The 13313-nt window shown below is 66.4% G+C and carries 13 protein-coding genes; 7 read left to right on the top strand and 6 right to left on the bottom strand.

Annotation, left to right across the window (positions count from 1 at the left end; all coding sequences use genetic code 11):
- The first annotated feature begins 4 nt into the window (after window positions 1–4).
- Genes phrB through RAM80_RS21910 form a run of 6 tightly spaced genes read left to right on the top strand, consistent with a single transcriptional unit; the run spans window position 5 to window position 5975 of the window.
- Entirely contained in the window at window positions 5–1450 is a 1446-nt protein-coding gene (gene phrB, locus RAM80_RS21935; protein WP_416422524.1) for a deoxyribodipyrimidine photo-lyase, read from the top strand.
- Window positions 1443–2219 (top strand): SDR family NAD(P)-dependent oxidoreductase, encoded by a 777-nt coding sequence (locus RAM80_RS21930; RefSeq protein ID WP_416422523.1) that lies wholly within the window; start codon window positions 1443–1445, stop codon window positions 2217–2219. Before phrB ends, RAM80_RS21930 begins: the two co-directional genes overlap by 8 nt.
- Window positions 2219–3463, top strand: a complete 1245-nt coding sequence (locus tag RAM80_RS21925; protein WP_416422522.1) for an NAD(P)/FAD-dependent oxidoreductase — start codon at window positions 2219–2221, stop codon at window positions 3461–3463. Before RAM80_RS21930 ends, RAM80_RS21925 begins: the two co-directional genes overlap by 1 nt.
- Window positions 3460–4254, top strand: a complete 795-nt coding sequence (locus tag RAM80_RS21920) for a DUF1365 domain-containing protein (protein ID WP_416422521.1) — start codon at window positions 3460–3462, stop codon at window positions 4252–4254. Before RAM80_RS21925 ends, RAM80_RS21920 begins: the two co-directional genes overlap by 4 nt.
- Window positions 4247–5512, top strand: a complete 1266-nt coding sequence (locus RAM80_RS21915; protein ID WP_416422520.1) for a class I SAM-dependent methyltransferase — start codon at window positions 4247–4249, stop codon at window positions 5510–5512. Before RAM80_RS21920 ends, RAM80_RS21915 begins: the two co-directional genes overlap by 8 nt.
- A complete protein-coding gene (locus RAM80_RS21910; RefSeq protein WP_416422519.1) occupies window positions 5505–5975 on the top strand; it encodes a DUF2878 domain-containing protein in 471 nt (156 codons plus the stop codon). Before RAM80_RS21915 ends, RAM80_RS21910 begins: the two co-directional genes overlap by 8 nt.
- A gap of 68 nt (window positions 5976–6043) precedes the next feature.
- Here the strand turns inward: RAM80_RS21910 and RAM80_RS21905 are convergent, their stop codons facing one another.
- From RAM80_RS21905 to hemA, 6 genes are all read right to left on the bottom strand, one after another.
- On the bottom strand, window positions 6044–6571 hold the full coding sequence (locus RAM80_RS21905; protein WP_416422518.1) for an acyloxyacyl hydrolase: 528 nt from the start codon (window positions 6569–6571) through the stop codon (window positions 6044–6046).
- A 116-nt stretch (window positions 6572–6687) separates the two neighbouring features.
- The gene (murI, locus tag RAM80_RS21900) at window positions 6688–7479 is read right to left on the bottom strand and encodes a glutamate racemase (protein ID WP_416422517.1); all 792 of its coding nucleotides are present in this window, start codon (window positions 7477–7479) and stop codon (window positions 6688–6690) included.
- Entirely contained in the window at window positions 7472–8227 is a 756-nt protein-coding gene (locus RAM80_RS21895) for a molybdopterin-synthase adenylyltransferase MoeB (protein ID WP_416422516.1), read from the bottom strand. The genes murI and RAM80_RS21895 overlap by 8 nt, the downstream gene beginning before the upstream one ends.
- The gene (gene prmC / locus RAM80_RS21890) at window positions 8221–9051 is read right to left on the bottom strand and encodes a peptide chain release factor N(5)-glutamine methyltransferase (protein ID WP_416422515.1); all 831 of its coding nucleotides are present in this window, start codon (window positions 9049–9051) and stop codon (window positions 8221–8223) included. Before prmC ends, RAM80_RS21895 begins: the two co-directional genes overlap by 7 nt.
- Window positions 9052–10134 (bottom strand): peptide chain release factor 1, encoded by a 1083-nt coding sequence (gene prfA, locus RAM80_RS21885; RefSeq protein WP_416422514.1) that lies wholly within the window; start codon window positions 10132–10134, stop codon window positions 9052–9054. It lies immediately after the preceding gene.
- Window positions 10131–11408 (bottom strand): glutamyl-tRNA reductase, encoded by a 1278-nt coding sequence (gene hemA / locus RAM80_RS21880; protein WP_416422513.1) that lies wholly within the window; start codon window positions 11406–11408, stop codon window positions 10131–10133. Before hemA ends, prfA begins: the two co-directional genes overlap by 4 nt.
- Window positions 11409–11582: 174 nt before the next feature.
- Between hemA and RAM80_RS21875 the strand changes: the two genes are divergently transcribed.
- A complete protein-coding gene (locus RAM80_RS21875) occupies window positions 11583–13310 on the top strand; it encodes a tetratricopeptide repeat protein (protein ID WP_416422512.1) in 1728 nt (575 codons plus the stop codon).
- Window positions 13311–13313 lie beyond the last annotated feature (3 nt).

The raw sequence follows: 13313 nt of genomic DNA, 5'->3' as shown, positions 1-13313 counted from the left end.
ACTCATGCAACTGATCTGGTTCCGCACTGACCTGCGCCTGCACGACAACACCGCCCTGGCCGCCGCCTGCGCCAAGGGCCCGACCCTGGCCGTGTGGCTGGTGAGCCCTGGCCAGTGGCAACAGCACGACGACGCCGCCTGCAAGGTCGACTTCTGGCTGCGCAACGTACAACAACTCAGCGAACAGCTGGCGCAAAAGCATATTCCCCTGCTGATCCGCACCATCGACACCTGGGGCCAGGCGCCCGAGGCCCTGCTGCAACTGTGCCAACAGCACCACGTCGAGCACGTGCACTGCAACGAGGAATACGGCGTCAACGAAAGCCGCCGCGACGCTGCCGTGGCCCAGGCGCTGGACGCCGCCGGCATCGGCTTCGACAGCCACCTTGACCAGTTGCTGTTCCAGCCCGGCAGCATCCTCACCAAGACCGGCAACTACTTCCAGGTGTTCAGCCAGTTCCGCAAGGTCTGCTACGAGCGCCTGCACCACGGCATTCCCGCCGTGGTCCGCGCGCCCAAGGCCCAGGCGCCCGTGCACATTGCCCGCGACAAAGTGCCGGCCGAAGTGCAGGGTTTCCCCACCCCCAGCGCCGCGCTGCAAGCGCTGTGGCCGGCCGGCGAGGACGAGGCCAAGCACCGCTTGGACCAGTTCGTCGACGAGCCCATCGAGTACTACCAGCACGAGCGCGACATCCCCTCGCGGCCGGGCACCAGCCAGCTCTCGGCCTACCTGGCCGCCGGGGTGATCTCGCCGCGCCAGTGCCTGCACGCCGCGCTCAACCACAACCATGGCGAGTTCGACAGCGGCAACGTCGGCGCGGTGACCTGGATCAACGAGCTGCTGTGGCGCGAGTTCTACAAGCACATCCTGGTGGGCTACCCGCGGGTGTCCATGCACCGCGCCTTCCGCAGCGAAACCGAGGCCCTGGCCTGGCGCCATGCCCCCAAGGAGCTGGAAGCCTGGCAGCGCGGCCGCACCGGTATCCCGATCATCGACGCGGCCATGCGCCAGTTGCTCGAAACCGGCTGGATGCACAACCGCCTGCGCATGGTGGTGGCCATGTTCCTGACCAAGAACCTGCTGATCGACTGGCGCGAAGGCGAGCGCTTCTTCATGCGCCACCTGATCGACGGCGACCTGGCCGCCAACAACGGCGGCTGGCAATGGAGCGCCTCCACCGGTACCGACGCGGCGCCCTACTTCCGTATCTTCAACCCCCACAGCCAGTCGGCGCGTTTCGACGAGCACGGGGTGTTCCTCAAGGAATGGCTGCCGGAACTGGCGGACCTGGGCAGCAAGGAAATCCATAACCCCGCCGGCGCCGGCGGCTTATTCGGCCCGGCGGATTACCCGCGCCCCATCGTCGACCTGGGCAAGAGCCGCGACCGCGCCCTCACCGCGTTCAAGAACCTGCCGCAGCGCCAGGTCAGTGGAGGCCATCATGGCTGACGTGCCCCGCCGCATCTGGCTGACCGGCGCCAGCAGCGGCCTGGGCGAGGCCATGGCCGAAGCCCTGCTGCTGGAAGGTGCGCAGGTGGCGGTCAGCGCCCGCTCCGAAGGGCCGTTGCGCCTGCTGGAACGGCGCTTTCCCGGCCAGGTGCTGGTGGTGCCCGGCGACCTCACCGACCACGACCAGGTCAAGGCCATCGGCGCCAGCATCGGGCAGGCCTGGGGCGCGCTGGACAGCGTGATCCTCAACGCCGGCACCTGCGAATACGTCGACGCCCAGCACTTCGACGCGCTGATTTTCGAGCGGGTGATCCGCACCAACCTGTTCGCCAGCAGCTACTGCATCGAGGCGGCCCTGCCGCTGCTGCGCAAGGGCGTGCGCCCGCACCTCACCGGCGTCGCCAGCGCGGTCACCTACCTGCCGCTGCCGCGCTCGGAGGCCTACGGCGCCTCCAAGGCGGGGCTGCGCTACCTGTTCGAATCCCTGCGGGTGGACCTGGCCCAGGAGCACATCGACGTCACCGTGGTCAGCCCCGGCTTCGTCGACACGCCGCTGACGCAGAAAAACGATTTCCCCATGCCGATGATGATCAGCGCCGAAGAGGCCGCCCGACACATCGTCGAGCGCCTGGACAAGCGGCCGCTGGAAATCGCCTTCCCGGCGCTGTTCATGACCGCCCTGTGGCCGCTGTCACGGCTGCCGGCGCGGCTCAAGCTGATCATCGGCAAGCGCATGGTGCGCCCGAACCCACTGGAAGGGGACAACTGATGAAAATCGCCGTGATCGGCAGCGGCATCGCCGGCCTGACCTGCGCCTATCTGCTCAGCCGTGAGCACCAGGTGGAGGTGTTCGAAGCCTCCTCGTGGATCGGCGGGCACACCCATACCCTGGACATCGAGCACCAGGGCCGGCACTACGCGATCGATACCGGCTTCATTGTCTTCAACGAGTGGACCTACCCCAACTTCATTGCCCTGCTGGACCAACTGGGCGTGCCCTTCAAGGCCACCGAGATGAGTTTCTCGGTCAGCGACCCGGGTAGCGGCCTGGAATACAACGGCAACAACCTCAACAGCCTGTTCGCCCAGCGCGGCAACCTGGTCTCCCCCGGCTTCTGGGGCATGCTCAAGGACATCCTGCGCTTCAACCGCGAAGCCGTGGCCGACCTTGCCAGCCACCGCATCACCGCACAGACCACCCTGGGCCAGTACCTGCGCACCAAGGGCTACGGCCAGCGTTTCATCAATCACTACATCGTGCCCATGGGCGCGGCCATCTGGTCCATGTCGCTGCAGGACATGCTGGGTTTTCCGCTGCAGTTCTTCGTGCGTTTCTTCAAGAACCACGGCCTGCTCTCGGTCACCCACCGGCCGCAGTGGTTCGTGGTGGAAGGTGGCTCCAGCCGCTACATCGCGCCGCTCACCGCAGGCTTCGCCGAGCATATTCACCTGGACTGCGCCGTCAGCCGCGTGGAACGTGACGCCGACGGCGTGACCCTGCACAGCCCGCGTGGCGCCGAGCGGTTCGACAAGGTGGTGTTCGCCTGCCACAGCGACCAGGCCCTGGCGCTGCTGGCTGCGCCCAGCGAGGCCGAGCAACAGATCCTCGGCGCCCTGCCCTACGCCGACAACGATGTGGTGCTGCACACCGACACCCGTCTGCTGCCCACCCGGCCCCTGGCTTGGGCCAGTTGGAACTACCGCCTCGACGGCAGCGGCCAGGCCGCCGCCGTCACCTACGACATGAACATCCTGCAAGGCCTGCAAGGCCCCACCACCTTCTGCGTCAGCCTCAACCAGAGCGCCGCCATCGACCCGGCCCAAGTGCTGGCGCGCTACACCTACGCCCACCCGCAATACAGCCTGGCCGGCATGGCCGCGCAGGCGCGCTGGCAGGAACTGCACGGCGTGCAGCACACCTACTATTGCGGCGCCTACTGGGCCAACGGCTTCCACGAAGACGGGGTCACCAGCGCCCTGCGCGTGGCTCACGCGTTCGGGCAGGCGTTATGAACAGCGCCCTGTACAGCGGCTGGGTCAGCCACCGGCGGTTCGCCCCGCGCGGCCACCAGTTCCGCTACCGCATCGGCCTGCTGTACCTGGACCTGGCCGAGCAGGCCCAGGTGCTGGGGCTGTCGCCGCTGGCAGGGCACAGCCGCTGGGCCCCGTTCGCCTTTCGCGAAAGCGACTACCTGCGCGAACACACCGCCAGCGGCCAGCCCCTGGCCGACGCCGTGCGCCAGTGCGTGGCGCGGGCCCTGGGCTTCAGCCCCGACGGCGCGATCCGCCTGCTGACCCAGGCGCGCAGCTTCGGCCTGGCGTTCAACCCGGTCAGTTTCTTCTACTGCTTCAACGCCCAGGAGCAGCTGGTGGCCATCCTCTGCGAGGTTACCAACACCCCCTGGCGCGAGCGCTATCACTACGTGCTGCCGGCCGAGGGCGAAGGTTTCCAGCACTTCGCCGTGGCCAAGGCCTTCCACGTCTCGCCGTTCCTGCCCCGCGACCTGGAATACCGCATGAGCTTCAGCCCCCCGGCGCAGCGCCTGGGCGTGCACATGGCCGACTGGCAGGGCGAGACCAAGGTCTTCGACGCCACCTTGACCCTGCACCGCCACGCCATGAGCCGCGGCAACCTGCATCGCCAACTGCTGGCGTTTCCCTGGATGACCGCCAAGACCTGCCTGGCCATCTACTGGCAGGCCCTGCGCCTGGCGCTTAAACGCATTCCCATCGTCAACCACAGTCGCGCGCAGGGTTCATATCGCGCCGCCACCGCCCACGCAAAGGAACGACGCCATGAATAGTTTCGAGGCCAAGGCCACACCGTTCAGCACTTACGGCATGACCAGCGCTTTGCTGCGCCGTGGCGTGCTGCGGCAACTGAACTCGCTGCGCCACGGCCAGTTGCTGGTGGTGGAAGGCGACGAGCACCTGCGGTTCGGCAACCCTGCCTCGCCGCTGGTGGGAGAAATTCACGTGCAGGACGCCTCGGCCTGGGGGCTGGTGGCCAGCGGCGGCTCCATCGGCGCCGGCGAAGCCTTTATCCACGGCTACTGGACCAGCCCGGACCTGACCGCGGTAATTCGCGTGTTTGTCAGCAACCTCGACGTGCTGGACGCCATGGAGGGCGGACTGGCGCGCCTCAGCCGGCCGCTGGTGCGTGGCCTGCACTGGCTCAACCGCAACACCCGCAAGGGCTCGCAGAAGAACATCGCCGCCCACTACGACCTGGGCAATGACCTGTTCGAGCAATTCCTCGACCCGACCATGATGTATTCGGCCGCGCAGTTCACCCGCACCGACGACAGCCTGGAACAGGCGCAGCTGAACAAGCTGGAACGCATCTGCCAGAAACTGGCGCTGACCCCCGGCGACCACCTGCTGGAAATCGGCACCGGCTGGGGCAGCATGGCGCTGTACGCGGCCAGCCACTACGGCTGCCGGGTGACCACCACCACGCTGTCGAAAGAGCAGTACGACTACACCCGCCAGCGCATCGAGGCCCAGGGCCTGCAAGACCGCGTGACCCTGCTGCTGTCCGACTACCGCGACCTGACCGGCAGCTACGACAAGCTGGTGTCCATCGAGATGATCGAGGCCGTGGGCCACCGTTTCCTGCCCACCTACTTCCAGAAATGCGCGGCGCTGCTCAAGCCCGACGGGGTGATGCTGCTGCAGGCCATCACCATTCGCGAGCAGCGCTACGAGCAGGCGCGGCACAGCGTCGATTTCATCCAGCGCTACATCTTCCCCGGCGGCGCGCTGCCTTCCGTGCAGGCGATGCTGCAGATCGTCGGCCGCGACACCGACATGAACCTGCTGCACATGGAAGACTTCGGCCTGCACTACGCGCGCACCCTGCGCCTGTGGCACGACAACTTCCGCCGCGCCCACAACCGCCTGCGTGAACTGGGCTACGACGAGTATTTCCTGCGCCTGTGGGAGTTCTACCTGTGCTACTGCGAGGGCGGCTTCCTGGAGCGCACCATCGGCACCGCGCAACTGCTGCTGGCCAAGCCGGCGGCGCAACCGCAGCCGCTGCTCGGGCGCTTCGATGCTTGAGAAGCTGGCCAACGCCGTGCTGTTCCAGGCCGGCTGGCTGGCCTGCGTACTGGGCGGCAACAGCGGTTGGTTGATCGTGGTGCTGGTGATTCTGGTCGGGCACTGGTGCTGGCACGGCGACGGGCGCCTGATGGTCGAGGCGTTCGTGCTGGGCGTGGCGCTGGACAGCGGCCTGATGTGGCTGGACGTCTACGACTTTCACCCCAATGGCAGGCTGTTGCCCATGTGGCTGGCCCTGCTGTGGCCGTTGCTGGCCACCACCCTGCGCCATTGCCTGGCCTGGACGGCCCGGCCCTGGTGGCTGGCGGCGGGGTTGGGCGCGGTGGCAGGGCCGCTGTCGTATTACGCTGGCGGACGGATGGCGGGAGTGGGGTTTCCGTATGGGCTGGTGCCGACGATGCTGGGGTTGGGGGTGCTGTGGGCGGCGGTGTTCGTTGGGCTGCAACGCCGGGCTAACCGCTGACGCGGCCTGCGGCCGCTGCTACGCAAGCCCGTAGCAGCTGCCGAAGGCGGCGTCCGGCCGCAAACCGATCAGAACCCCAACGGCATCCGATAATTGATCGAATAGGCCTGGATACCGTCGTTCGGTTCCTTGATGCCGCCGTTGGAATAATGGATCGCGCGAATCGACACTTCCTGATTGCCCGCGAAGCGCAGGCCGAAGCCGATGCGGTCTTCGAAGTTGAAGGAAGTGCCCAGCTTGTTGTCATCGATCTGCAACTTCGAGAACACCGACACGCCAATACCGGCCTCGACGAACGGCTTCACCGCACCGCCATCGAATTCATAGCGAAACACCGGGGCGAACGACAGGGTGTTGTTCGACGGGCCACGGTTGGACGAAGTCCAGTAGGTGTAGCCGCCGTCCCAGTAGCCGGTCAGGCGCCCGGTGCTGGTCTGGAACCAGCTCTGGTCCCAATCCGACTGCAGCCCCAGGCGGTAGACCATCGAGCCCTCCCCCGTGGTCCCCACCGACACCGAACCATCCAGTGCGTGTGCTGCCATGCTCTGTCCCAGGGTAAACGCTGCAAGCGCAGCCAAGCCGAACAGTTTCTTCATCAGGAACATCCTATGTCTAATGCCGTTTTTTGGTTTTATACGTCTTGAATGACGAAACTATAGAAATCCGGACATCGATGATGGTTCATCGCCACATTAGGAGTTTGTACGATTATTTATCGTACAAATCCACTAACAATGTCAGATTTTTCCCAAAGCATAGGCAGGATATTCTGGAAGTGCTGGGGATCACCGCTGGTCCAGAAGTGCGCGGGGGTGGCCGGGCCAGCCGCCAGCAGGCCGCGCTGGTCCAGCAGGCGCTGCAGTTGGCGGGCCACGGCGGCGCCGGTATCAATGAGGATAACGTTGCCGGGGATCATTTCCCGCAACAGCGGCTTGAGGAAGGGGTAGTGCGTGCAGCCCAGGATCAGCGTGTCGCAGCCAGCGGCCAGCAGCGGCGTCACGTAGTGCTGCAGCAAGGTGCGCAGGGCATCGCTGTGCAACTGGCCGGTCTCGATCAGCTCCACCAGGCCCGGGCAGGGTTGGGTCACCACCTTCACGTCGTTGGCAAAGCGGTCCAGCAGCGCGGCGAACTTGGCGCTCTGCAGGGTGCCCGTGGTGGCCAGCACGCCCACCACGCCGCTGCGGGTGGCCGCGGCGGCAGGTTTCACCGCCGGTTCCATGCCCACGATGGGCCAGTCGGGGTAGCGTTCGCGCAGGTCCGCCACCGCCGCCACCGTGGCGGTGTTGCAGGCCAGCACCAGGGCCTTGGCGCCCTGCTCGCGGAAGAACTCGGCCACGGCCACGCAGCGCTCGCGAATGAACGCTGGGGACTTCTCGCCGTAGGGAATGTGGCCGCAGTCGGCCACGTACAGCAGGGATTCGTGGGGCAACAGGGCGCGGATTTCACCGAGCACCGACAGCCCGCCGACGCCGGAATCGAAGACCCCGACCGGCGCTTCAGCCACGGGCCGGGCCACAGACGCTGCACGCCGGGTCGCGCTTGACCCGCAGCTCACGGAAGCGGCTGCCCAGGGCGTCCACCAACAGCAGGCGGCCCACCAGCGGGTCGCCGAAACCGGCCAGCAGTTTCAAGGCTTCCAGGGCTTGCAGGCTGCCCACCAGGCCCACCAGCGGGCCGACCACGCCAGCCTCGCTGCAGGTCAGTTCGGCCTCGCTGCCGTGGCCGTACAGGCAGTGGTAACACGGGCTTTCCGGGCGGCGCGGGTCAAACACCGACAGTTGCCCTTCGAGGCGGATGGCGGCGCCGCTGACCAATGGCTTGCCGGCTGCCACGCACGCGGCGTTGACCGCCTCGCGGGTGCCGAAGTTGTCGGAGCAGTCCAGCACCAGGTCCACCGCCGCCACGGCGGCGGCCAGTGAATCTTCATCCAGCGCCGCGCGGTGGGCCACCAGCTTGACCTTGGGGTTGATCGCCTCCAGGCGTTGCAGGGCCGAATCGACCTTGCTCATGCCCACGGTGGAGGTGTCATGCAACACCTGGCGCTGCAGGTTGGTGAGGTCCACGGTGTCGAAGTCGGCCAGGTGCAGCTCACCCACCCCGGCGGCCGCCAGGTACAGGGCCACGGGCGAGCCGAGGCCACCCAGGCCGACGATCAGCGCGCGGCTGGCCTTGAGTTTCAACTGGCCGTCGATGTCCACTTGGGACAGCAGTACCTGGCGGCTGTAGCGCAGCAGTTCCTCGTCGCTCAGCATGCCAGGCGCCCGAGGGTGATGCGTTCGTGGCCGCCGAGGTCTTCGCGGCTCTCGATCTGTTCGAAATCATGCTTGGCCAGCAGCTCGCGCACGACGGCGGCCTGGTCGTAGCCGTGTTCCAGCAGCAGCCAGCCACCGGCCTCCAGGTGGGCCGGCGCCTGGGCAATGATGGTGCGCAGGTCGTCGAGGCCATCGTCGCCGGCCACCAGCGCGCTGGCCGGCTCGAAACGCACGTCGCCCGCCACCAGGTGCGGGTCGGCGGCGCGGATGTACGGCGGGTTGCTGATGATCATCTGGAAACGCTCGCCCTGCAGCGCGCCGAACCAGTGGCTTTCCAGCACCCGCACGTTGCCCAGCCGCAGGCGCTCTCGGTTGCGCTCGGCCAGGGCTACGGCCTCGGCCACGCGGTCCACCGCGGTCACCTGCCAGCCACCGCGCTCGCTGGCCAGGGCCAGGGCGATGGCGCCGGTGCCGGTGCCCAGGTCGAGCACCTTGGCTGGCGTGGCGGGCAGCAGTTCCAGGGCCGTTTCCACCAGCAGCTCGGTGTCGGGCCGCGGGATCAGCGTGTGCGGCGCCACTTCCAGGTCCAGCTTCCAGAAGCCCTGCTGGCCGAGGATGTAGGCCACCGGCTCGCCCTGGCGGCGCCGTTGCAGGTAGCTGTCGAAGGTGGCCGCCGCCTCGGTGGTGACGATGCGCTCCGGCCAGGTGTGCAGGTAGCTGCGGTTCTTGCCCAGGGCCGCCGCCAGCAGCAATTCGATGTCCAGGCGCGCCGTCGGGGACTCCGGCAGTTCGGCGCTTCTGAGCAGACTGGCAATGATCGTCATTTACTCACCCAATGCCGCAAGTTGATCCGCCTGGTATTCGGCCAGCAGCGGTTCGATCACCGCGTCGACACCACCGGCCATGATTTCGTCCAGGGAATACAGGGTCAGGTTGACACGGTGGTCGGTCACCCGGCCCTGCGGGAAGTTGTAGGTACGGATGCGCTCGGAGCGGTCGCCCGAGCCCACCAGCAGCTTGCGCTCGCTGGCGATGGCGTTGGCCGCGGCGCTGGTCTGCATGTCGTTGAGCTTGGCCGACAGCCAGGCCATGGCGCGCGCACGGTTCTTGTGCTGCGAGCGCTCTTCCTGGCATTCCACCACCGTGCCGGTGGGCAAGTGGGTGATACGGATGGCCGAGTCGGTGGTGTTGACGTGCTGGCCGCCGGCGCCCGAGGAGCGGAAGGTGTCGACGCGCAGGTCGGCCGGGTTGATCTCGATGGCCACGCGCTCATCGGGTTCGGCCAGCACGGCCACGGTGCAGGCCGAGGTGTGGATACGGCCCTGGGACTCGGTTTCCGGCACACGCTGCACGCGATGGGCACCGGACTCGAACTTCAGCTTGCCGTAGACGTTCTCGCCCTCGACCCGGGCGATCACCTCTTTATAGCCGCCGTGCTCACCCTCGTTCTCCGAGAGGATCTCGACCCGCCAGCCACGCTTCTCGGCGTAGCGCGAATACATGCGGAACAGGTCGCCGGAGAAGATCGCCGCCTCGTCGCCACCGGTGCCGGCGCGGATCTCGAGGAACACGTTGCGGCTGTCGTTGGGGTCCTTGGGCAGCAGCATGCGCTGCAGGTCGCCTTCCAGCACCTGCAGTTGCTCCTTGGCTTCGCGCACTTCCTCGACGGCCATCTCGCGCATGTCGGGGTCACTGTCCTTGAGCAGCGCCTGGGCGCCTTCCAGGTCGTCCTGCACCTTGCACCAGGCCTGGTAGCCGGCCACGATCGGCTCCAGCTCCGCGTATTCACGGGAGAAGGCGCGGAAACGGGCCTGATCGGAAATGATCTCGGCGTCGCCCAACAGGGCGGTCAGTTCCTCGAAACGATCCTGGATCGTGTCCAGTTTATTGAGCAGTGACGCTTTCATTGCGGGGGTTTATCCGTGGGGCCCTCGTTGAGGGCAAAGAGTTCCTGGGCCATGGCCAGCGCATCGAGGCGGCCTTCGGCAGACAGCTTTTTAAGCTGCACGCTCGGCGCATGCAGCAATTTATTGGTCAGCCCGCGGGCCAGTTGCACCAGCACTTCCTCGGCACTGCTGCCATTGGCCAGCAACCGCTGGGCCTTTTGCAATTCTTCGTCGCGCAGGCGCTCGCTTTGCTGGCGGTACGCCTTGAGCACGTCCACCGCCGCCAACTCGCGCAGGCGCGCCATGAAATCGTCGACGCCACCGCTGACCAGTTGCTCGGCGGCCTGGGCAGCGCCCTGGCGGCTCTTGAGGTTCTCGGCCACCACGTCGTGGAGGTCGTCGACGCTGTACAGGTAAACGTCGTCCAACTCGCCGACTTCTGGCTCGATATCGCGCGGTACGGCGATGTCGACCATAAAGATCGGCTTGTGCTTGCGCAGCTTCAGCGCGCTTTCCACCGCGCCCTTGCCCAGGATCGGCAACTGGCTGGCAGTGGAGCTGATGACGATGTCGCTGTTGACCAGTTCCTGCGGGATGTCGGACAGCAACACCGCATGGGCACCGAACTGCGCGGCCAGGGTGCTAGCACGCTCCAGGGTCCGGTTGGCCACCACGATGCGCTTCACGCCCTGCTCGTGCAGGTGCCGCGCGACCAGGGTAATGGTCTCGCCGGCGCCGATCAGCAGCGCCTGGCTGCGCTGCAAATCGCTGAATATCTGCTTGGCCAGGCTTACTGCGGCGAACGCCACCGACACCGGGTTCTCGCCGATGGCGGTGTCGGTGCGCACCTGCTTGGCGGCACTGAACGTGGCCTGGAACAACCGGCCCAGCAGCGGGCCAATGGTACCTGCCTCGCGGGCCACGGCATAGGCGGACTTCATCTGCCCGAGGATCTGCGGTTCGCCCAGCACCAGCGAGTCGAGGCCCGAGGCCACGCGCATCATGTGGCGCACGGCCGCGTCGTCCTCGTGCACGTAGGCACTGGCACGCAATTCGTCGTAGCTGAGCTTGTGATAGTCGGCCAGCCAGCGCAGCACAGTCTCTGCGGCCAGGTGGTCCTGTTCTATATAAAGCTCGCTACGGTTGCAGGTAGAGAGGATCGCAGCTTCGCGGCTGTCGGTCAGGCGGCAGAGCTGCTGCAAGGCTTCGACCAGCTGCTCGGGGGTGAAAGCCACGCGTTCGCGCACATCCACCGAGGCAGTCTTATGGTTGATACCGAGGGCAAGGAAGGCCATTCAAGGTCGCTGATGATGTCGATAAGCCGACAATTGTCCTACTTAGTCCGCCCCAGAACAACTACCGCAGTCTATTGTCCTAATAGTCTGCCCCCGCAGGTGCCATCGCTTATGGGTTTGCCCACAGGCTTGTGTCATGATGATCCGACCGCAGGTAAGTCGCCAAAACTCCCTATGAATAGATCCTCCGCGTTGTTCCTTGCTTTTGTCTTGCTCAATGGTTGCCAGGCCTGGCACCCCGGCAAGCCACAAGACGCCGCTGCCGTCCAGGACAGCACTCCAAAGCCTGCCGAGAAACCGGTGGTGTATGGCTCGTTCACTGAAGACACGGTCTTCAGCCTGTTGACGGCGGAGCTGGCCGGCCAGCGCAACCGCTTCGACATCGCCCTGGACAACTACGTGGATCAGGCGCGCAAGACCGGTGACCCCGGCGTTTCCGAACGTGCGTACCGCATTGCCGAGTACGTGGGCGCCGACCAGGCCGCCCTGGACACGGCGCTGATGTGGGCGAAAAACGCCCCTGCCGATCTGGACGCCCAACGCACCGCGGCCATCCAGCTGGCGCGCAATGGCCGTTACGACGAATCCATGGTGTACATGGAAAAAGTCCTGCAGGGCCAGGGCGACACCCATTTCGATTTCCTCGCGCTGTCGGCCGCCGACACCGACCAGGACACCCGCAATGGCCTGTTGCAAAGTTTCGACCGGCTGCTGGTGAAGTACCCACGCAACAGCCAGTTGCTGTTCGGCAAGGCCTTGCTGCTGCAACAGGACGGCGACAACCAGGGTGCGCTGACGCTGCTGGAGAAGAACCCGCCGCAGGACGGCGAAATCGCCCCTATCCTGCTGCACGCGCGCCTGCTGCAACTGCTGGACCGCGGCAAGGAAGCGGTGCCGCTGCTGGAAAAAAGCCTGCGCAAATACCCTGACGACAAGCGCCTGCGCCTGACCTACGCGCGCATGCTGGTGGAACAGAACCGCATGGCCGACGCCAAGGTGCAGTTCGCCAGCCTGGTGCAGCAGTACCCCGAGGACGACGAGCTGCGCTACTCCCTGGCGCTGGTGTGCCTGGAAGCCAAGGCCTGGGACGAGGCCGCCGACTACCTGCACGAGCTGGTGGACCGCGGCGCCCACGTCGACTCCGCGCACCTGAACCTGGGCCGCATCGCCGAGGAAAAAGGCGACCCGCAGGGCGCCCTCGAGGAATACGCCCAGGTCGGTGGCGGCAACGACTACCTGCCCGCCCAGCTGCGCCAGGCCGACATCCTGATGGCCAGCGGCCGCGTCGACGAGGCGCGCAAACGCCTGGCCGCCGCCCGCGAAGCCCAACCCGACTACGCCATCCAGCTGTACCTGGTGGAGGCCGAGACCCTGGCCAACAACAACCAGCAGGACGCCGCCTGGCAATTGCTGGCCAAGGCATTGACGCTCTACCCCGACGACCTGAACCTGCTGTACACCCGCGCCATGCTCGCGGAAAAACGCAACGACCTGCAGCAGATGGAGGCCGACCTGCGCGCCATCATCAAGCGCGAGCCGAACAACGCCATGGCCCTCAACGCCCTGGGCTACACCCTGTCGGACCGCACCACGCGCTACGCCGAGGCCAAGCAGCTGATCGAGCGCGCCCACAGCATCAACCCCGACGACCCCGCCGTGCTCGACAGCCTGGGCTGGGTCAACTACCGCCTGGGCAACCTCAACGAAGCCGAGCGCCTGCTGCGCCAGGCCCTGGCCGCCTTCCCCGACCAGGAAGTGGCCGCCCACCTGGGCGAAGTGCTGTGGGCCAACGGCAAGCAGCGCGAAGCCCGCGAAGTCTGGGCCAAGTACCTGAAAGAACCCGCCGAGAGCCCTACCCTGCGCGCCACCGTGCTGCGCCTGACCGGATCCGAGACTCTATAACCT

It is taken from the genome of Pseudomonas sp. App30 (genome assembly GCF_047947025.1).
Taxonomy (GTDB): Bacteria; Pseudomonadota; Gammaproteobacteria; order Pseudomonadales; family Pseudomonadaceae; genus Aquipseudomonas.
The sequence above is the reverse complement of the archived record's forward strand: the minus strand, read 5'-3'. Positions and strand labels throughout refer to the sequence as shown.

Coding starts and splice junctions, on each gene's coding strand:
- phrB (WP_416422524.1), top strand. CDS start 5: ATGCAACTGATCTGGTTCCGCACTGACCTGCGCCTGCACGACAACACC.
- hemA (WP_416422513.1), bottom strand. CDS start 11,408: ATGGCCTTCCTTGCCCTCGGTATCAACCATAAGACTGCCTCGGTGGAT.
- prmC (WP_416422515.1), bottom strand. CDS start 9,051: ATGACGATCATTGCCAGTCTGCTCAGAAGCGCCGAACTGCCGGAGTCC.
- prfA (WP_416422514.1), bottom strand. CDS start 10,134: ATGAAAGCGTCACTGCTCAATAAACTGGACACGATCCAGGATCGTTTC.
- RAM80_RS21925 (WP_416422522.1), top strand. CDS start 2,219: ATGAAAATCGCCGTGATCGGCAGCGGCATCGCCGGCCTGACCTGCGCC.
- RAM80_RS21905 (WP_416422518.1), bottom strand. CDS start 6,571: ATGAAGAAACTGTTCGGCTTGGCTGCGCTTGCAGCGTTTACCCTGGGA.
- RAM80_RS21910 (WP_416422519.1), top strand. CDS start 5,505: ATGCTTGAGAAGCTGGCCAACGCCGTGCTGTTCCAGGCCGGCTGGCTG.
- RAM80_RS21920 (WP_416422521.1), top strand. CDS start 3,460: ATGAACAGCGCCCTGTACAGCGGCTGGGTCAGCCACCGGCGGTTCGCC.
- RAM80_RS21915 (WP_416422520.1), top strand. CDS start 4,247: ATGAATAGTTTCGAGGCCAAGGCCACACCGTTCAGCACTTACGGCATG.
- RAM80_RS21875 (WP_416422512.1), top strand. CDS start 11,583: ATGAATAGATCCTCCGCGTTGTTCCTTGCTTTTGTCTTGCTCAATGGT.
- RAM80_RS21930 (WP_416422523.1), top strand. CDS start 1,443: ATGGCTGACGTGCCCCGCCGCATCTGGCTGACCGGCGCCAGCAGCGGC.
- RAM80_RS21895 (WP_416422516.1), bottom strand. CDS start 8,227: ATGCTGAGCGACGAGGAACTGCTGCGCTACAGCCGCCAGGTACTGCTG.